Source organism: Selenihalanaerobacter shriftii, from assembly GCF_900167185.1.
GTDB classification, from domain to species: Bacteria; Bacillota; Halanaerobiia; order Halobacteroidales; family Acetohalobiaceae; genus Selenihalanaerobacter; species Selenihalanaerobacter shriftii.
This window is the reverse complement of the sequence record NZ_FUWM01000015.1, coordinates 35739-53656: the sequence shown is the minus strand read 5'-3', so window position 1 is coordinate 53656 and position 17918 is coordinate 35739. Positions and strand designations below refer to the sequence as shown.

General features: G+C 32.0%; 20 protein-coding genes and 1 riboswitch. Of the genes, 1 reads left to right on the top strand and 19 read right to left on the bottom strand.

The genetic code is table 11. From position 1 onward, the window contains the following. Nucleotides 1-37: 37 nt before the first annotated feature. The 16 genes from purE to B5D41_RS09085 all read right to left on the bottom strand — a co-directional run bounded on the left by purE (nt 38) and on the right by B5D41_RS09085 (nt 14970). Complete coding sequence (purE, locus tag B5D41_RS09160) at nt 38-553, bottom strand: 5-(carboxyamino)imidazole ribonucleotide mutase (protein WP_078810328.1); 516 nt, start codon at nt 551-553, stop codon at nt 38-40. Nucleotides 554-587: 34 nt separating this feature from the next. After that, on the bottom strand, nt 588-1859 hold the full coding sequence (purD, locus tag B5D41_RS09155) for a phosphoribosylamine--glycine ligase (protein ID WP_078810327.1): 1272 nt from the start codon (nt 1857-1859) through the stop codon (nt 588-590). Between the two features lie 170 nt (nt 1860-2029). After that, nucleotides 2030-2131, bottom strand: a riboswitch (purine riboswitch). Nucleotides 2132-2363: 232 nt separating this feature from the next. Continuing rightward, nucleotides 2364-3650: an adenylosuccinate synthase gene (locus B5D41_RS09150; protein ID WP_078810326.1), complete on the bottom strand. Its 1287-nt coding sequence runs from the start codon at nt 3648-3650 to the stop codon at nt 2364-2366. Between the two features lie 37 nt (nt 3651-3687). Beyond that, the gene (gene purB / locus B5D41_RS09145; RefSeq protein ID WP_078810325.1) at nt 3688-4983 is read right to left on the bottom strand and encodes an adenylosuccinate lyase; all 1296 of its coding nucleotides are present in this window, start codon (nt 4981-4983) and stop codon (nt 3688-3690) included. Between the two features lie 236 nt (nt 4984-5219). Beyond that, complete coding sequence (gene dnaB / locus B5D41_RS09140; RefSeq protein ID WP_078810324.1) at nt 5220-6560, bottom strand: replicative DNA helicase; 1341 nt, start codon at nt 6558-6560, stop codon at nt 5220-5222. A gap of 12 nt (nt 6561-6572) precedes the next feature. Then, nucleotides 6573-8525, bottom strand: coding sequence for a Lon family ATP-dependent protease (lonC, locus tag B5D41_RS09135; protein ID WP_078810323.1), 1953 nt, complete (start codon nt 8523-8525; stop codon nt 6573-6575). A gap of 12 nt (nt 8526-8537) precedes the next feature. Continuing rightward, on the bottom strand, nt 8538-8984 hold the full coding sequence (rplI, locus tag B5D41_RS09130) for a 50S ribosomal protein L9 (RefSeq protein ID WP_078810322.1): 447 nt from the start codon (nt 8982-8984) through the stop codon (nt 8538-8540). Nucleotides 8985-9103: 119 nt separating this feature from the next. After that, on the bottom strand, nt 9104-9997 hold the full coding sequence (locus B5D41_RS09125; protein WP_159442928.1) for a YybS family protein: 894 nt from the start codon (nt 9995-9997) through the stop codon (nt 9104-9106). 19 nt (nt 9998-10016) lie between these two features. Further along, the gene (locus B5D41_RS09120) at nt 10017-10340 is read right to left on the bottom strand and encodes a MazG-like family protein (RefSeq protein ID WP_078810320.1); all 324 of its coding nucleotides are present in this window, start codon (nt 10338-10340) and stop codon (nt 10017-10019) included. A gap of 109 nt (nt 10341-10449) precedes the next feature. Beyond that, nucleotides 10450-10665: a 30S ribosomal protein S18 gene (gene rpsR, locus B5D41_RS09115; RefSeq protein WP_078810319.1), complete on the bottom strand. Its 216-nt coding sequence runs from the start codon at nt 10663-10665 to the stop codon at nt 10450-10452. 23 nt (nt 10666-10688) lie between these two features. Continuing rightward, the gene (locus tag B5D41_RS09110) at nt 10689-11078 is read right to left on the bottom strand and encodes a single-stranded DNA-binding protein (RefSeq protein WP_078810318.1); all 390 of its coding nucleotides are present in this window, start codon (nt 11076-11078) and stop codon (nt 10689-10691) included. Between the two features lie 27 nt (nt 11079-11105). Continuing rightward, on the bottom strand, nt 11106-11393 hold the full coding sequence (rpsF, locus tag B5D41_RS09105; protein WP_078810317.1) for a 30S ribosomal protein S6: 288 nt from the start codon (nt 11391-11393) through the stop codon (nt 11106-11108). A 101-nt stretch (nt 11394-11494) separates the two neighbouring features. Further along, complete coding sequence (gene ychF / locus B5D41_RS09100) at nt 11495-12592, bottom strand: redox-regulated ATPase YchF (protein WP_078810316.1); 1098 nt, start codon at nt 12590-12592, stop codon at nt 11495-11497. A gap of 119 nt (nt 12593-12711) precedes the next feature. Beyond that, nucleotides 12712-12891, bottom strand: coding sequence for a DUF951 domain-containing protein (locus B5D41_RS09095; protein ID WP_078810315.1), 180 nt, complete (start codon nt 12889-12891; stop codon nt 12712-12714). Further along, on the bottom strand, nt 12891-13772 hold the full coding sequence (locus B5D41_RS09090; protein WP_078810314.1) for a mechanosensitive ion channel family protein: 882 nt from the start codon (nt 13770-13772) through the stop codon (nt 12891-12893). The genes B5D41_RS09095 and B5D41_RS09090 overlap by 1 nt, the downstream gene beginning before the upstream one ends. Before the next feature lie 157 nt (nt 13773-13929). Then, a complete protein-coding gene (locus tag B5D41_RS09085) occupies nt 13930-14970 on the bottom strand; it encodes a YkvI family membrane protein (protein ID WP_078810313.1) in 1041 nt (346 codons plus the stop codon). A 150-nt stretch (nt 14971-15120) separates the two neighbouring features. Between B5D41_RS09085 and yyaC the strand changes: the two genes are divergently transcribed. After that, a complete protein-coding gene (gene yyaC / locus B5D41_RS09080; RefSeq protein ID WP_234983924.1) occupies nt 15121-15834 on the top strand; it encodes a spore protease YyaC in 714 nt (237 codons plus the stop codon). Nucleotides 15835-15845: 11 nt separating this feature from the next. Here yyaC and B5D41_RS09075 read toward each other — a convergent pair whose 3' ends face one another. From B5D41_RS09075 to B5D41_RS09065, 3 genes are all read right to left on the bottom strand, one after another. Next, complete coding sequence (locus B5D41_RS09075; RefSeq protein ID WP_078810312.1) at nt 15846-16355, bottom strand: bactofilin family protein; 510 nt, start codon at nt 16353-16355, stop codon at nt 15846-15848. Nucleotides 16356-16384: 29 nt separating this feature from the next. After that, on the bottom strand, nt 16385-17341 hold the full coding sequence (locus B5D41_RS09070; RefSeq protein WP_078810311.1) for a M23 family metallopeptidase: 957 nt from the start codon (nt 17339-17341) through the stop codon (nt 16385-16387). A gap of 259 nt (nt 17342-17600) precedes the next feature. Continuing rightward, nucleotides 17601-17897 (bottom strand): guided entry of tail-anchored proteins factor 1, encoded by a 297-nt coding sequence (locus B5D41_RS09065; RefSeq protein ID WP_078810310.1) that lies wholly within the window; start codon nt 17895-17897, stop codon nt 17601-17603. Between the last annotated feature and the right edge of the window lie 21 nt (nt 17898-17918).

Below are 17918 nucleotides of genomic sequence, written 5' to 3'. Positions count from 1 at the left end.
TTATCTTATTAACTGATATTAAAAAGAGTGCAGCCTGTTAAGAATGATTATTCAAGTATTCTTGATACCCCAAGTTTTCTAATTCCTCAGCAGTTTCTTTAACTTTGTCAGCCATTTTTTCTTTATATTTTTTAAATTTTTCTCTAATTTCCTGATTAGCTACTCCTAAAATTTGAATTGCCAATAAACCAGCATTCTTAGCACCATTAAGAGCAACAGTCGCCACTGGAACTCCTCCTGGCATCTGCACCATAGAATATAAAGAATCATTTCCACCTAATGTAGAAGTTTTAATCGGTACTCCAATTACTGGCAAAGAAGTATAAGCAGCTAATACTCCTGCTAAATGTGCTGCCTTTCCAGCTCCAGCAATAATCACCTCTAATCCTCTATCCTCAGCTGTCTTTGCATATTCTTCAGCTTTAGCTGGTGTTCTATGAGCAGAAATAACAGTTAACTCATATTCAATTTCAAAATCCTCTAAAACCTCTGCCGTTTCTTTCATAATAGGTAAGTCTGAATCACTACCCATTATTATCCCTACTTTAACCATTGAATTCATCTCCTTTTTATTTTAGTTATAATAGTTATTTATTTAAAGCTTTTTGTCCTATATCTTCTCGATAATGAGCATCTTCAAAATTAATCTTCTCTACTCCTTCATATGCCTTTTGAATAGTATCTTCATAGCCATCACCTAAAGCTGTAACGCCTAAAACCCTGCCTCCTGCCGTTACTAATTTACCATCCTCTTTAGCTGTCCCTGCCTGAAAAACATTAATATTCGATTCCTTAATCATCTCAGCTATACCCTGAATCTCTTTACCTGTTTCATATTCAATTGGATATCCTCCTGAAGCCATGACTACACAAACTGCCGTTTTATTTAACCATTCTATTTCTACTTCTTCTAATTTTTCATCAATAATCGCTTCTGCTATCTCTACTAAATCAGTCTTTAATAAAGGCAATACAGCCTGTGCCTCTGGGTCGCCAAATCTAACATTATATTCTAAAACTTTTGGTTCTCTATCTTCAATCATCAATCCACTATATAATATCCCTTTAAAATTAATTCCTTCTGCTTGCAATGCCTCAATAGTAGGAATTAAGATTTGATCATACGTCTTCTGTAAAACCTCATCTGTCACTACTGGTGCCGGAGCATATGCCCCCATCCCTCCAGTATTTGGCCCTTCATCATTATCATAAGCAGCTTTATGATCTTGTGAAGGAAGCATAGCAACTATTTCTTGGCCATCAGTAAAAGCTAAAACTGTCGCCTCTTCACCTGTTAAAACCTCTTCAATAACTACTCTTTCTCCAGCTTCACCAAACTTTTGTTCAACCATAATAGTCTTAACTGCCTCTATAGCTTCTTCTTTAGTTTCTGCTACAATAACACCTTTCCCAGCCGCTAAACCTTCTGCTTTTACTACTATTGGAGCTCCTTCTTCTTTAATATAATTAATTGCTTCTTCTTGGTCAGTAAATACTTCGTAATTTGCTGTTGGTATATCATACTTTTTCATTAAATCCTTTGAAAATACTTTACTACCTTCTAATTGTGCAGCTTCTTGATTAGGTCCAAAAATCTTTAACCCTTCTTCTTCAAAAAGCTCTACAATCCCAGCAACTAAAGGTGCTTCTGGACCTACAAATGTTAAATCAATCTCTTCATCTTGAGCAAATTTAAGTAAATTATCTAAATCATTACTTTTTATATCTACGTTATTAGCACTTTCTTCTGTTCCAGCATTACCAGGAGCCACAAAAATATCATCTACATATTGGCTTTCTTTCAATTTCCAAACTAAAGCATCTTCACGCCCACCACTGCCAATCACTAATACTTTCATTAAATCACCTCAGCTTTTTAATTTTTGTTAATAATTAATAGATAATAATAAAAACCCAGGCAGGCAGGCTCCACTATCAATAAACTAAGAGTAGAACCTCCCCGCCTGGGCTTTTTTCCCTTCGGTGTGATTAACTGTACCGCTCGGACCAGACCATTATACATGCGGAACCCTAGGTACACTTCCCTCATAGTCAGGTAGTTTACGGCTACCTGGTAGAAACTTGTGAGCCTTATTCTCACGGTTATATGAGGTTATTATTATTCAAATATTATTTATACATTATTAACTTACAGATTTATAATAACAAATATAGAACATTTAGTCAACAAATAAACGAATATTTTTGGGTTTTTTGTTTATAATATTCGGTAATAGTTTAATCCAAGCAATTCTTCCTACTTATTTTATTATAAAAATTAATTTCTGATCCTAAATAAAACAAAACCGCTTAGGTGACAATTAAGCACTTAAGCGGTCAATTATTCTATATATTATATTCTCTTAATCTACAAATTTATCTAAAATCATAGTTTCAGCTCTTTTAGGCCCAACAGATAAAATTGAAATCTTAGTACCTACTAATTCAGATATCCTATCTAAATACTTTTTAGCATTCTCAGGTAATTCATCATACTCTCTAATCTTAGAAGTATCTTCTTCCCAACCTGGAAATTCTTCATAGATAGGTTCACATTCTTCTAGTATATTCTGATTCGTTGGAAACTCTTCCAAAACTTCATCTTTATACTTATAGCCGGTACATATCTTAATCTTTTCTAAGCCATCTAAAACATCTAATTTAGTAATAGCTAAACTAGTTAAACCATTAACTCTATTAGCATATTTAACTATCGTAGCATCGAACCAACCGCATCTTCTTGGACGTCCAGTGGTTGTTCCAAATTCTCCACCTTTATCTCTAATAATCTCTCCCATTTCCCCAGTTAATTCTGTAGGGAAAGGACCTTCTCCTACTCTAGTTGTATAAGCCTTAACAATACCAATTACATCCTCAATCTTTGTTGGACCTACCCCAGTTCCAGTACAGACTCCACCAGAAGTTGGATTAGAAGAAGTTACAAACGGATAAGTTCCATGATCAATATCTAATAGTGTTCCTTGAGCACCTTCAAATAAAACATTAGCACCTTTATTAATAGCTTGATTAATGAAATAAGAAGTATCTGTTACAAATGATTCTAACTTTTTACCATACTCTAAATACTCAGCAACTAATTCATCTACTTCAAAACCATCTGCTTCATAAACTTTCTCTAACATTATATTCTTCAAGGCTAAAGTCTTTTCAAGTTTTTCTCTTAAAGCTTCTTCATCTAATAAATCAACCATTCTAATTCCAAATCGTCCAATCTTATCCATATAAACTGGACCAATTCCCTTTCCTGTCGTTCCAATCTTACCATTACCTTTACGTTCTTCTTCTAATTTATCTAATGCACGATGATAAGGCATAATCACATGAGCATTAGAACTAATATGAAAGTCAGTTACCTCTACTCCTTTATTAGCTAAATAATCTAACTCTTCAATTAAAACTGCTGGATCAACAACTACACCATTAGCTATAATACAAGTAGTATCTTCATATAAAATTCCAGATGGTACTAGATGTAGTTTGAATTCTTTGTCTCCAACAACTACTGTATGGCCTGCATTATTACCTCCTTGGTAGCGGACTACAAAATCTGCTTTTCGGGAAATCATATCCGTAATCTTCCCTTTTCCTTCATCTCCCCATTGTGACCCTACCACAACTACAGTTGCCATTAATAAAACCTCCATTTTTTCTAAAATATTTTTTTCTTTACTCTAAATTTAAACGCTTATAGATAGCATCTATATTTCTAAGATGATAATCATAATCAAAGATTTTATTAATTTCTTCTTCATTTAGATGCTTTAAAACCTCTTCATCTTCTAATAGATAATCTTTAAAAGGCTTCTCATCTTCCCATGCTTTTAAAGCATTTCTTTGTACCAATCCATAAGCATCATCTCTTAATAATCCTTTATCAACCAACTCTAACATAACCTTCTGTGAAAAGATTAAACCATTAGTTTGCTCTAAGTTACGTAACATATTATCTTCTAAAACCCTTAACTTTTCAATAACCGTCTCAAATTTAGCTAGCATATAATCTATTAAAATATTACTATCTGGGAAAATTATTCTTTCTACAGATGAGTGTGTTAAATCTCGCTCATGCCATAATGGTTGATTCTCATAAGCAGAAATGGTATTAGACCTAACCACCCTAGATAAACCAGAAATCCGTTCACAAGTAATTGGATTCTTTTTATGAGGCATAGCAGAAGAACCTTTTTGTCCCTTTTTAAATGATTCTTCTACCTCTAAAATATCAGTTCGTTGTAAATTTCTAATTTCAGTGGCAAACTTATCTAGTGAACCAGCAATAACTGCTAAAACAGAAATATATTCAGCATGCCTATCTCTTTGTAGAATTTGAGAAGAAATAGGTGCCGGAGTCAAACCTAAAGCTTCACAAGTCATCTCTTCAACTTTAGGACTAATATTTGCAAAAGTCCCTACTGCTCCTGAAATTTTACCATAACTAATCCGATCTTTGGCAGCTTTAAACCTCTCAATATTTCTTTCCATTTCAGCATACCAATTAGCTAATTTTAATCCAAAAGTAATTGGTTCTGCATGAATACCATGGGTTCTACCTACCATTACTACTTTTTTATATTCAACTGCTTTCTCACCTAATAACTTAGTCACTTTCTCTAAACGCTCTAATATTATTTCTGCTGACTCTTTCAGTTGTAATGAACGAGCTGTGTCTTTAATATCAGATGAAGTTAAACCTAAATGAATATATTTTGATTCTGACCCTAAACTTTCAGCCACAGCTGTTAAGAAAGCTAAAATATCATGTCTAGTTTCTTTTTCTATCTCTTTAATTCTATCTACTGTAAAAGTGGAATTTTCTTTTATCTTATCTACATCTTCTTGAGGGATATCACCTAATTCACCTAATGCTTCACAGACTGCTACTTCAATTTCTAACCATTTAGCAAATTTATTCTCTTCACTCCAAATCTTTTTCATTGCAGGCAAAGTATATCTATCTATCATTAAATTCAACCTCCTTATGTACACATTACCTTAAACCGAATAACCCACTAATATAATAGCAGAATAACCTGATAATGTCAAGTTAAATACGAATTTAAAACCAATATTTCAATTTAATATTCGTGTATTTCACCACTTTACTATTTTAAAGTAATAGAACAATAAAGAAAATTTAGCCATGGTGCTAATGAACCATGACTAAATCATATTTTATCCTAACCATATATTAATTATGATTACTGTGCATCTCTATGTGACAAGTCTACAAACTTAGTATATTCTTTCTGGAATGCCAGTTCTACCTTTCCTACTGGTCCATTACGCTGTTTTCCAACAATAATTTCAGTAATACCCTGTTTTTCAGAATCAGGATTATAATAATCATCTCTATAAATGAATGCTACCAAGTCTGCATCCTGCTCAATACTTCCACTAGATCTAAGATCACTTAGTTGAGGTCTCTTATCATTTCTTTGCTCCACAGCTCTACTTAACTGTGACAAAGAAACTACTGGTACATTTAACTCTCTAGCTAACCCTTTAAGGGAACGAGAGATTTTAGAAACCTCTTGCTGTCTACTCTCAGGTCGTCCACTTCCCTGCATCAACTGCATATAATCAATCAGAATTAAACCTAAACCATGCTCTGCCTTAATTCTTCTCGCTTTAGCACGCATTTCCATAACAGTAATACCTGGTGTATCATCAATAAATATCTTTGAATCACTTAGTTTCCCAGCAGCATCTGTTAATCTATTCCAATCATTCTCATTTAAATAACCTGTTCTCAAACGATGATTATCAACCTGCGCTTCAGAACATAACATTCTTTGTACTAATTGTTCTTTAGACATCTCTAAAGAGAAAATAGCTACTGGTATTTCAGATTGAATAGCGGCAAATTGTCCTATATTTAAAGCTAACGCTGTCTTACCCATACTAGGCCGGGCAGCAATAATTATTAAATCAGAATCCTGAAAACCAGAAGTCATATTATCTAAATCCTTAAATCCAGTTGGAACTCCTGTTACACCGCCTTTATTATCATAGAGTTGTTCTAAATTATCAAAAGTCTTCATTAATACATCTTTAATTCCAGAATAACTCTGTACTGCTCTCTTTTGAGAAATATTGAAGATTAATTGCTCTGCTTTATCTAAAACCACTTCTGTATCTTTCTCACCATTATAACCTAGCTGTGAAATATGGTTTGATGCTTTAATTAAATTTCTTAGAATTGACTTCTCTTCAACCATCTTTGCATAATAAGTGACATTTGCAGAAGTCGGAACACTATTAGCTATAGAAGTAAGATATGATACTCCTCCTATATCTTCTAATGCATCTTCATCTCTTAACTCCTCACTAACAGTCACTAAATCTACAGGTTCTCCATTATCAAATAACTTATTAATTACTTTATAGATAATCGAATGTGCTTCACGATAAAAATCAGCTGGCTTTAGAACCTCTATTACCTTTGCTATGGCATCACGGTCAATTAACATTGCACCTAATGTTGACTTTTCAGCATCAATACTTTGTGGTGGAACTTTATCACTTAATTGGGATTGCATATTATCCCTCCTTTAACCAACCCGTTCTTCTTTAGTAACTAATACTTCTTGTAATATTTCTTCAACATCTTTAATTAGGTTAATCTTTACTTCTGTCTCATTTTTTGGCACTTCCTTACGGTTAGCATATGGAAGAAAGACTTCTTTAATTCCTGCTTGTTTAGCTCCATAAATTTTTTCTACAATTCCACCTACCGGCTTTGCCTTACCACGAATCGAAACTTCACCAGTAATGGCTATATCCTGTCTAATTGGTTCTTCTTGTATAGCACTAATAATGGCTAAGACAATCGCTAAGCCTGCCGAAGGACCATCTATCTGTCCACCACCGACTACATTAATATGAAGATCATAATTACTTATATCTTCTCCTGTTATCTTTCTGACAACTGAAGCCGCATTGAAGACAGCATCTTTGGCCATACTCCCAGCCGTCTCATTAAATCTTATTTGACCTTTATTCTCCTGGGCTGCTGGGAAAGCAATAGCTTCAATCTCCAATACACTACCTAAAAATCCTCTCACCCCTAGACCAAAGACTTTTCCAACCTCTGGACTAGTACTAACCTTTTTTTGTTGATAAGGAGTTAATCTACTAGTCTGAACTACTTTATAGATATCCTCTTTATTAATTTTAATATCTGTCTTTTCTCTTTCTTCAACTTCAGCTTCATATAAAACCATACCGTAAGCATCAGCTAAAATATTTACTGCTTTCCGTCCTTCAATAGTATATTGACTAATTAAATTTGAAACTTTTCCATCCATATCTACTTTTAATTTACCTTGAGCATTTTCCACAATCTTTTCAATGCTTTCTCTTTGTAAAGGTTCAAAAAACACCTCAACAGCCCGTGAGCGTAATGCTGGATTAATCTCACTTGGTGAGCGAGTAGTAGCACCTATCAAAACAAAATCAGCCGGCGCTCCTTCTTCAAATAATTTCTTAATATATTGGGGAACATTCTTATCACTAGGATCATAATAAGATGACTCAAAATAAACTCGCTTATCTTCTAATACTTTTAAAAGTTTATTTTGTAACATAGAATCCAATTCACCGATTTCATCTATAAAGAGTACTCCACCATGAGCCTCTGTTACTAATCCTGTTTTAGGTTCTGGAACTCCACCATCGACTAAATTCTTACTAGCCCCTTGATAAATTGGATCATGAACTGATCCTAATAAAGGATTAGTAACTTCTCTTGGATCCCAACGTAAAGTAGTACCATCTACCTCTACAAAATCAGCCTCTTTATTAAAAGGAGTATGGAACATCTCTTTAGCTTCTTCTAAGGCTAATCTAGCAGCAGTTGTTTTACCTACTCCAGGTGGTCCATAAATAATTATATGTTGAGGAAAAGGTGAAGCTAACTTAGATAACAAAGCTTTAATAGCACTCTTTTGACCAACTATTTCCTCTAAGCTAGCAGGACGCAATACTTCCATAGCTGATTTAACTAATCCTTGGCTTTCCAATTTCTCTAATTCACCATATTTTTTTAGAGTTTGGGGATTATCAACAGTACCGCTTTCTTCTTCAAGAATTTCCTTCTTTATCTCTTTGAGGTACTCTTCATGTCTCTCCTGCATCTTTTGAGTTATCTTTTTCTCCACTCTTTCATTAACTGTTCTTTTTATGAATAACCCAGTAACTTCTTCTTCTATATCAGCTAATAATTCTTTTAAATCTTTATCCTCTATATCCAATTTTTCAATAGTAGGATCTTCATAAATAATTCTTTCCATAGCCACTAATTGATCAATAACTGAGTCTGATTCCATCAAATCTAAAGCATCTAATTTCCCTGCCTTTAAAACTAATTTATCAGCCCCATAAAACTCTGATAAAAGTTCAAAGAGAGCAGTTACTTGATACTGCAACTGCTCTTCCTTTAATTGATCAAATGCTAGGCTATCCTTTTCCTCTATAAGTAATTTCTGTAATATACTTTTCTTCATCTTAACCCCTTTCTATGCTTCAGTAACTTTAACTTTTACTGTAGCAGAGACATCCTTATGTAGGTTAATTGAAACTTTTTTAGTCCCTAAAGACTTAATATAATCCTCTAATTCAACCTTACGTTTATCTATCTTAATTCCTACTTGCTCTTGAATAGTATCTGCAATATCATTAGTAGTTACTGAACCAAATAATTTACCAGTTTCACCTGCTTTAACTGAAATTTCTAGAATAACATCTTCTAATTCAGCTGCTTTTCCTTTAGCTTCTTCTAGTTCTTGTTCTTTCTGACGTTTTTTAGCCTTTTCCTTCTCTTTTAACTTAGCTAATTCAGTACCACTAGCCTCAACAGCTAAACCTCTTGGCAATAGATAATTACGAGCATGCCCATCAGCTGCTTTAACTATTTCACCTTTTTCACCTAAACTTTTAACGTCTTCTTTTAAAATAACCTTCATACCTAATTCCTCCTTCTTAAATTATATAATATCCTTGAATAATTAACAACATTAATAGACTAGTAATTAATCCTAAGATTAGAAGCATTAATCCAACTTTAGAAGCATTAACTTAAAATTTAGTCTTCTAACTTCCTAAAATCAAACCATTGATCTAAAATTCCTACAAAAGCTAAAATTTGGTTTATTGGAATAATTGCTAAGATAAACAAGATCACTTTTTGAACTACATTAGAAATATTTAACCGTTTTAAGTAATGAGCTGCCACCGCCAACCCCTGGATTAAATATACGAAATTAAATATAAAATAAATATTCTTCCCAAAACTATTACTAATTAAAAGTATCCCTAATATATAACCCAAAATTATATATTTAGGAAGTCTCCATCTCGCAAAAGGAGTAGGAGTATCAAAATCATAACCTAATCTATTTAGCACAGGTAAAGCTATGTAATAATTAATTAAACCTTTAACTGAACTGGCTGCTAAAATGATAGAAGGGAAAAATATCTTAAACATCTTCTGCATATCATTAATTATCGTTTCTAGTTGTTTCATAGTTGCTTGGTCAAGCCCTAACTGTTTATATTGCTCTAAGGCAGTATTAAAAGCATTAGTAACATCAAAATCAAGAAAATACAAATTCACTCCAATTATCAGTATTGTTGATAGAATAGAAGTTACAATAGATACAGCAATAATTTTAAATGGAGAGAAATTTTCTTCAAAAGCTGCCCCCAAAACTACTCCAGTTAAACCAAAACTAAGTAATACAATTAAAACCATAAATGGATTAACAATAATACCTAAAATAATTGCACTTATTATAGTAGATAAAATACTAGTCTTACTACCTTGTCTTACTCCTAAAATTATAATGGGAACTGGTAAAGTTAAAATTATAGCAATTCCAAATGGGGGTGGTAAATAAAAACCAAACAATGACAAGACTACAGTTATAGCACTAAATAAAGCCCCTTCAACTAATGCCTTCGTTTCAAATTTTGCCAAAACTTTTATCTCCTTTCACCTATTTTCTTTTGACCAAGTGCTTCAGTAATAAACTTAAATCACCATACCATTCTTCGATCTGATGCTTCTGGTCTATATTCTCTCGTAAATTATCCTTAACTTTCCTCTCCAATCTTTCTGGAGAAATACCTAACCTCTTGGCTAATAAATAAGTAGAAATTATTAAATTAGCTAAGGTACCAATTATTTTGTCCTGATTCCCTTTTAACATTACTTTAAATAAATGTGAGACACTACCTAATAATTCACTCTTTAGCCATTCTATTACTTTTAAATTTTTAGTAATATTATTCTTATTATTCTTAAAGTTATACTCTCTCATGTAGCTCCCCCTAAAACTTATTTTCTATTAAGATAATTTCTTGAGAGAAATACATTTTCCTGCTTAAGATAAAAAAACAGAGAGGAAATTCCTCTCTGTTTTAGTTCTTTTAATTAATTGTAAAAGGTAATAAAGCAATATTTCTAGATCTCTTTATTGCTTGAGTTAACTGTCTCTGGTGACGAGCACAGTTCCCAGAAATTCTGCGTGGTATAATCTTACCACGATCTGTGATATACTTTTCTAATCTATTAACATCTTTATAATCTATATGCTCAACTTTGTTAGCACAAAAGTCACACGACTTATTTCTACCACGTGCCATTTAGTTTACCTCCTTATCTAATTCTAAAATGGGACATCTATATCATCTTGGTCAGTATTATTATTAGAAGCTTGTCCCTGGCGATTATCATCATCAGGCCAATCTAAGAACTTAACATTATTAGCTACAACTTCAGAAACTCTCCTACGTTGACCCTCATTATTCTCATAACTTCTAATCTGTAAACGTCCTTCTACTGCAACTAGTCTTCCTTTTCCTAGGTGGTTTGCACAATTCTCGGCCTGCTTTCTCCAAACAACTATATCAATAAAATCTACGTCTTTCTCTCCACTTTTATTCGTGAAGGGACGTTCAACTGCTATACTAAAGTTAGACACAGCTACTCCATTAGGAGTATATCGTAATTCTGGATCTTGAGCTAGCCGTCCAATTAAGATTATCTTATTAAGCAATTAAAAGCACCACCTTAAATTTCAAAATTACTCTTCATCACGTAAAATTAAGAACTTTAAGATATTATCATTTATTCTATAAATTCTTTGTAATTCATTTACAGTGTCAGCCTCACCTTCAAACTTAACAACTGTGTAATAACCAGCTTTATGATCTTCTACTTCATAAGCTAACTTTTTAGTTCCCCATTTATCTAAATTAGTAATTTCACCTTTAGTATTATTAAGAGTATCTTCAACTTTTTCTACTATAGCTTCAGTTGCTTCATCATCTAAATCAGGATTTATAATAAAGATTGTTTCATACTTACGCATTATCTCTTCACCTCCCCCACTTGGACATAAGGCCCTCCCTTTATCAGGATAGAGCATGGATATGAAAGTATTATAACATCTTCATTTACAAAATGCAAATCTTAAACATTAAATCTAAAATAACAAACATCTCCATCCTTAACTATATAATCTTTCCCTTCTAATCTCAATAAACCTTCGTCTCTAGCTTTAGCAAAAGATCCAACCTCTATTAAATCTTCATAACTGATAACTTCTGCTCTAATAAATCCTTTCTGCATATCAGTATGAATCTTACCAGCAGCTTCTGGAGCTGTAGAACCTTCCTCTGCTGTCCATGCTCTTACTTCTTTTTCACCGGCAGTAAAGAAAGTAATCAAACCTAATAATTTATAGCCAGCTCTAATCAACTTATCTAGACCAGATTCTTCAATCCCTAATTCCTCTAAAAAGAGTTCTTCTTCTGCTCCCTCTAATTCAGCCACTTCTGCTTCTAATTTAGCACTTACAGTAATTACAGCCGCCTCTTCTTTATCTGCATAATCTCTAACAGCTTGTACATGCTTATTATCTTCTTCACCAATCTCATCTTCACCTACATTAGCTACATAAAGAATTGGTTTAATAGTTAATAAATGACAATCTCTAATTATATCCTTTTCTTCAAAGGATAAATTCAAGCTTCTCACTGGCTTGCCATCCTCTAAAGTTCCTATAATCTTTTCTAAAACTTCCATCTCTTCTTTATACTTTTTCTCCCCAGTCTTTAACATTTTCTCTGTCTTCTCAGCTCTCTTTTCCATCGTTTCTAAGTCAGCCAATATTAACTCCATGCTGATAGTTTCAATATCTCGAATCGGATCTAAATCTCCTTCAACATGAGTAATATTTGAATCATCAAAACAACGCACTACATGTGCAATAGCATCAACTTCTCTAATATGAGATAAAAACTTATTTCCTAAGCCTTCTCCTTTGCTAGCTCCCTTTACTAAACCAGCAATATCAACAAATTCAATAGCTGTTGGTATACTCTCTTTAGGATCAATAACTTCAGTCAATACATCTAATCTTTTATCTGGAACATCAACTATACCTACATTTGGATCTATAGTACAGAAAGGGTAGTTTTCTGCTCCTGCACCTGCTTCCGTAATTGCATTAAATAATGTAGATTTACCTACATTTGGTAAACCTACAATACCACATGTCATTCCCATATCCAATAACATCCCCTTTAATTATTTAAAATTTAATCACAACAATGATTATAACTTAAACTGGATTTATTTGCAAGATTAACCTATGATCAATATCTCTCATATTTAAAATTAAATAGCTATTCCTCTACCCTTTCTTTAAAATTCTTTTCAAATTTCTTACGTGGAAGCATAATTACTCGCCCACATCCTACACATTTCACTCTAAAATCCATCCCTGTTCTCATTATCTCCCATTTATCTTCTCCACAAGGGTGCTCCTTTCTAAAACTAACTACTTCCCCTACATTAAATTTCATTAATACTCCTCCTGTTCATTACTTTCAGTGATAACCACCCGTTTAGGATAAGGTATTTCTATACCCTCTTCTTCTAATTTCTCCTTTATCCTTCTCTTTAATTCCCTAGCAACCTGCCATTTTTCTAAAGGTGGCGTCCAAGCTAATATCCTTAAAACTACACTAGAACCTGCTAATTCTTCTACTCCTAAAACTCTAGGACCTTCTTTAATATCCGTCATATCTTCAGCTAACTTTTCACAATAATCATTTAACATACTAATCACTTCAGTAACATCCTCATCATAACCTATACCTACATCAACTAAGACTCTACTATTATCAGCTGTATAATTAGTTACCATCTTAATTTGACTATTGGGAAGAATATATAAGTCACCATCAAAACTCTTAATTCTAGTAATACGTAGATCTATTGCTTCTACAATTCCTGACACACCAGCTGTTTCAATATGATCCCCAACTCCAAATTGATTTTCAAAAAGTATGAAAAAACCAGTAATTATATCTTGTACTAAACTCCGAGCCCCAAAACCAACAGCTAAACCAACTATTCCAGCACCAGCTAATATAGATGAAGTTGGAATTCCTAATACTTCTAGTCCCATAGTTATACCTAAAAAATAAATTACATAACGAATAACACTCTTAACTAGAGAATTTAGTGTCTTTGCCCGTTGGTCACTGATTCCACTCCACTCACCTTTACTTTGCTTTAAAACTTTATCTACTAACATATACCCTAATTTTTTTAATATATTACCTAAAACCATAATACCTGCTAATTGTAAGATTGAAATACCAATTAATATTAAATTTTTCGGTGAAACAGACTGTTTGACTATCTGAATTAAGTCATTAAATACTTTTTCTAACGTCATATTTATCTTCCCCCTGACAACCCTTTACCTTAAACATTTTAATATTATTTAACTAAACCTTTTTAACTCTAGTACTAATCCTTGAAATAAATCCTAATTATTATTTTTACCCTTTTCCTATTAATTAATACCCCTATCCTTAAGCCAATCTAAATTATTAAATAATGATTCTCTGTTTTATATAGTTAAAAAATAAATATAAAATAATTAATCCACCAACATTACCTAGTACTGGATAAACTGTAGCCACTAAGATACCAAAACGAAATCTAGCTAATATAAAACTTAAAGCAATTACAATAATTAATAATCTATTCTCTGAAATAAAATAACGTTCTTTTAGTCTTGTAATTAAACCATATAAACTACTAGTGGCTGTAGTAATCATAGCTAACCATAATACTAAAGAGTATAATATATATATGTTATTATCTTGATAATTTAAAATTTCTAAAATAGGTATTTGACTTTCTTTAATTAATTCCAAATTCTGAACCAATAAAGTATTAATAATTAACGCTAATATAGCTAATATGCCTCCTGCTAGAAAACTTCCTTTTTTCAAAAGACTTTTTTGATTAATTTGAGTAGGAATTGCAACTAAGATTGGGAGTGCTAAAAAGAAGTTATAAATAACATAAATAATAGCATGAAAAAACCAATTATTAAATAGTAAATTATCATAAGAATTTAGATTAAGATTGGTATCTACATTCAAAAGAAAAGTTATAGATATAATTATAACTAATCCAGGAATTAAAACTATATTTAAATTCATAACTCCCTGAATTCCAAACTTAATTGCAAAAATTATAATAATAAGAGTTAAAACAATACCAAAATTCTTATTCAACTGAAAATAAGTAAAGAATATTTCACCGCTACCAGATAACATTACTATAAAACTACCAAATAAAAATAACAAAATAATTAAATCAGCAAATTTACCTAACATTTTATCTCCAAGTCTATAAAATAATTGATCATAAGTACTTAAATTAAACTGTAAACTAATAGTAAAAATTATATACCCCAAAATCCCAAATAAAGCTCCACATATGATAATACCTAAATATCCCCACCCACCTTGTAAAGTGAAGAATTGTAGTATTTCCTGTCCTGAGGCAAAACCAGCTCCAATCACAGCCCCAACATATGTAGTAGCAATTAAGAAAATAGCTTTATAATCTTCAATCATTTCCTGTTTCCCCCTAAAACTTCGTTACACCTAATTATATTCCCTTGTTTTACGCTTTATTAAAATTAAACACCAACATTTAACAGTTTATTATCCTCCTCTTTTACATATATTAAATTAAGACTTTTTTAATAATTAGGGGGGCTTAACTTGGGAAACTTTCAAGCTATTACTTGTCAGGGATGTGGTCGACAAATAATGGATTTAGAATTTTTCAACAATACTAAAACTGTCTGTAACAGGTGTGCTAATGCTTCATCAAAAGAAAAAAGATTAACCAAAAAATCAAAACTAAACAAGAATAAACTTTCTAAAAAAGAAAATAGAGTACATATAGATAATCCTTTAGCAGCTAATAAATTAAAAAAAATAATTATTTATACTCTAAAAGAATTATATTCAGACACTAACCAAATTGTTATTTTATGTATAGGTACTGACCGTTCTACTGGGGATGCTTTAGGTCCGCTAATTGGGAGCAAATTGACTAGATTAATCACAACTAATATTCCAGTCTTTGGCACTTTGGATGAACCTGTTCATGCTAGAAATTTACAAGAGCAGATAGAATTAATTGAACAAGAATACTTTAACCCTTTTATTCTAGCTATTGATGCTGGATTAGGTAAAAATAGTAGCGTAGGGTCCGTTACAGTAAAACCTGGTCCTCTCAAACCAGGTTCAGGAGTAAATAAGGATTTACCACCTATTGGAGATATGCATATTACTGGATTAGTTAACATTGGTGGATACATGGAATATATGGTCCTCCAAAGTACTCGGCTAAGTCTAGTCTTTAAGATGGCTAAATTAATCTCTAGAGGTATTAATTGGAGCATTAGAAGTGTCAACTATATAAACTAAATTATTTACTGCTAAGATTTTTTCCTCATTTTCTTTTTCCTTTTAAAATCATCCTTTGCTTTAGCTTTAGTATCATTGACTGCTTTACTATCATTTTCTTCAGTCTCATTCTTATTAAAACGCTTGGTAGTAGCTGTCCTAGATTCACTCTGTCCTTTAAAGACAGCTCCATCTTCTACAATTAAATTAGCAATCTTAATATCTCCAATTAACTTTCCAGTAGAAACGATTACTAACTTTCCACTAGCGATAACATTACCCGTTATACTACCTGCTACTGTTATATTCTTTGCTTCTATATCCGCCTCTAACACCCCATCTTCCCCAACTACTACATCACCTTGCGATTTTAACTTGCCATTTAATGCACCATCCACTCTTAATGAAGTCTCTGTCTCAATAGTCCCTTCGATTTTTGTCCCTTTTCCAATTATAGTCTCCATATCGTTTGAATTCAATTTCTCTCTCTGTTGTCTCTGTTGTCTCTTTTTCTTTTTTTTCTTTTTGCTACCAAATAACATTATCCTTCCTCCTTAAATTTACTATATCTTTATTTAATATAAGGTAATGGATCTATAGGTTTACCATTAATTGTGATTTCATAATGTAAATGCGGACCAGTACTGCGACCAGAATTCCCTGAATAAGCGATAATATCCCCGCGCTTAACTTTATCTCCTACTCTAACATTTAATCTTCGATTATGTGCATAAATAGTCTTAAGACCATATCCATGATCTATGATAACCGCTTTTCCATAACCACCCTTCCACCCAGAATGAGTTATTCTACCAGCTCCAGTAGCATATACCTTAGTTCCATACCAAACTCCAATATCTAAACCTTCATGTATAGTACGTTCCCCAGTGACAGGGTGAGTACGATATCCAAAGTAGGAAGTTATTCTCTTTTCCTTAGCTTTAAGCGGCCACCCTGTCGGTTTAGCAGCTAAATAATCTTTATACTTAATTACAGAGTCTTTTAACTCTTTTAACTCTATCTTCTTTTTTGGTAATAATGCCTTTAATTCCGCTAATCTATTTTCTGTGTTATTTACTATTTGGTTATTATTCTTACCTAAATTAAGTTGATAATTTTGATTAGCAATTGTCGGTCGACTATCAATGTCTGATCCAACACTTGTTTTTTTATTCACTTGAGTATTATCACTATCATAATTAATTAGGCGTTTTATCTCTTGATTAGTATCCTGAATTTCTTTAAATTCAGCCTTTAATTTTTGTGATTCTTTTGATAAAATATGTAACTTGTTTTTTAATTCTTCATTTTTATATTTAACATGCTTTAAATTATTGATTATTTTTACAGATTTTGAATTCTGATTATAATAAAATAAAAATCCTAAACTACTTACTAACAAAATAGTTAATAAAAAAGTAATTATTGATTTAAATAAAAATTTAGAAATTTTAAAACTAATTAATTTACCGTCAACATGAGGAATAATCTTAATTGTAATTTGCTTTTTTTGTTTATCATAAGACATACTTTACTCCTCCTGAAAACTTATATTATTTAAATTTATTTCTATGATTAATCTATTTCAAAAATACCTTTTACTTATCTAAATCTTCCCTTCCTCATATCTTTTATTCAACACAAAAAACAAATTTCCTCTTTCTCTTTTTAATACTAAAACAAACTTATTATTTGTTGATTACCATATATTATATTAATTAGTAATTAATATAAAAACCCCTCGACTTATGACTAAGCCGAGGGGTAATATACAATTACTTATTTAATTAACATCCAGTTGGAGCTTTCTTAGTACTAGGTTCTTTCTTATCCTCTTTTAAATTACCATCTTTAACTCTATCTTTTAATTCATCATATTTAACTTTTAATTTTCCATAATCATCAACTAAATTAGTATATTTAGCTTTTAAATCTGTAAATTCTGCTTTTAAACTCTTATATTTCTCTAGTAGTTTATTCTTACTTAAGGATGAATAATCAGCTCCATAAAGAGTAAGTTGACTACAAAACAAGATTAGTAGTAATGCTAAACTTACTATTAAGTACTTTTTAGAATTAACCATCAAACTAGCCCTCCTTTAATA

Bases quoted from the DNA above. Each gene is read 5' to 3' on its own strand.
- purE (WP_078810328.1), bottom strand. From the start codon at position 553: ATGGTTAAAGTAGGGATAATAATGGGTAGTGATTCAGACTTACCTATT.
- purD (WP_078810327.1), bottom strand. From the start codon at position 1,859: ATGAAAGTATTAGTGATTGGCAGTGGTGGGCGTGAAGATGCTTTAGTT.
- B5D41_RS09150 (WP_078810326.1), bottom strand. From the start codon at position 3,650: ATGGCAACTGTAGTTGTGGTAGGGTCACAATGGGGAGATGAAGGAAAA.
- purB (WP_078810325.1), bottom strand. From the start codon at position 4,983: ATGATAGATAGATATACTTTGCCTGCAATGAAAAAGATTTGGAGTGAA.
- dnaB (WP_078810324.1), bottom strand. From the start codon at position 6,560: ATGCAATCCCAATTAAGTGATAAAGTTCCACCACAAAGTATTGATGCT.
- lonC (WP_078810323.1), bottom strand. From the start codon at position 8,525: ATGAAGAAAAGTATATTACAGAAATTACTTATAGAGGAAAAGGATAGC.
- rplI (WP_078810322.1), bottom strand. From the start codon at position 8,984: ATGAAGGTTATTTTAAAAGAAGACGTTAAAAGTTTAGGTGAAAAAGGT.
- B5D41_RS09120 (WP_078810320.1), bottom strand. From the start codon at position 10,340: ATGAGAGAGTATAACTTTAAGAATAATAAGAATAATATTACTAAAAAT.
- rpsR (WP_078810319.1), bottom strand. From the start codon at position 10,665: ATGGCACGTGGTAGAAATAAGTCGTGTGACTTTTGTGCTAACAAAGTT.
- rpsF (WP_078810317.1), bottom strand. From the start codon at position 11,393: ATGCGTAAGTATGAAACAATCTTTATTATAAATCCTGATTTAGATGAT.
- ychF (WP_078810316.1), bottom strand. From the start codon at position 12,592: ATGGGAATGACATGTGGTATTGTAGGTTTACCAAATGTAGGTAAATCT.
- B5D41_RS09095 (WP_078810315.1), bottom strand. From the start codon at position 12,891: ATGAAATTTAATGTAGGGGAAGTAGTTAGTTTTAGAAAGGAGCACCCT.
- B5D41_RS09090 (WP_078810314.1), bottom strand. From the start codon at position 13,772: ATGACGTTAGAAAAAGTATTTAATGACTTAATTCAGATAGTCAAACAG.
- B5D41_RS09085 (WP_078810313.1), bottom strand. From the start codon at position 14,970: ATGATTGAAGATTATAAAGCTATTTTCTTAATTGCTACTACATATGTT.
- B5D41_RS09075 (WP_078810312.1), bottom strand. From the start codon at position 16,355: ATGTTATTTGGTAGCAAAAAGAAAAAAAAGAAAAAGAGACAACAGAGA.
- B5D41_RS09070 (WP_078810311.1), bottom strand. From the start codon at position 17,341: ATGTCTTATGATAAACAAAAAAAGCAAATTACAATTAAGATTATTCCT.
- B5D41_RS09065 (WP_078810310.1), bottom strand. From the start codon at position 17,897: ATGGTTAATTCTAAAAAGTACTTAATAGTAAGTTTAGCATTACTACTA.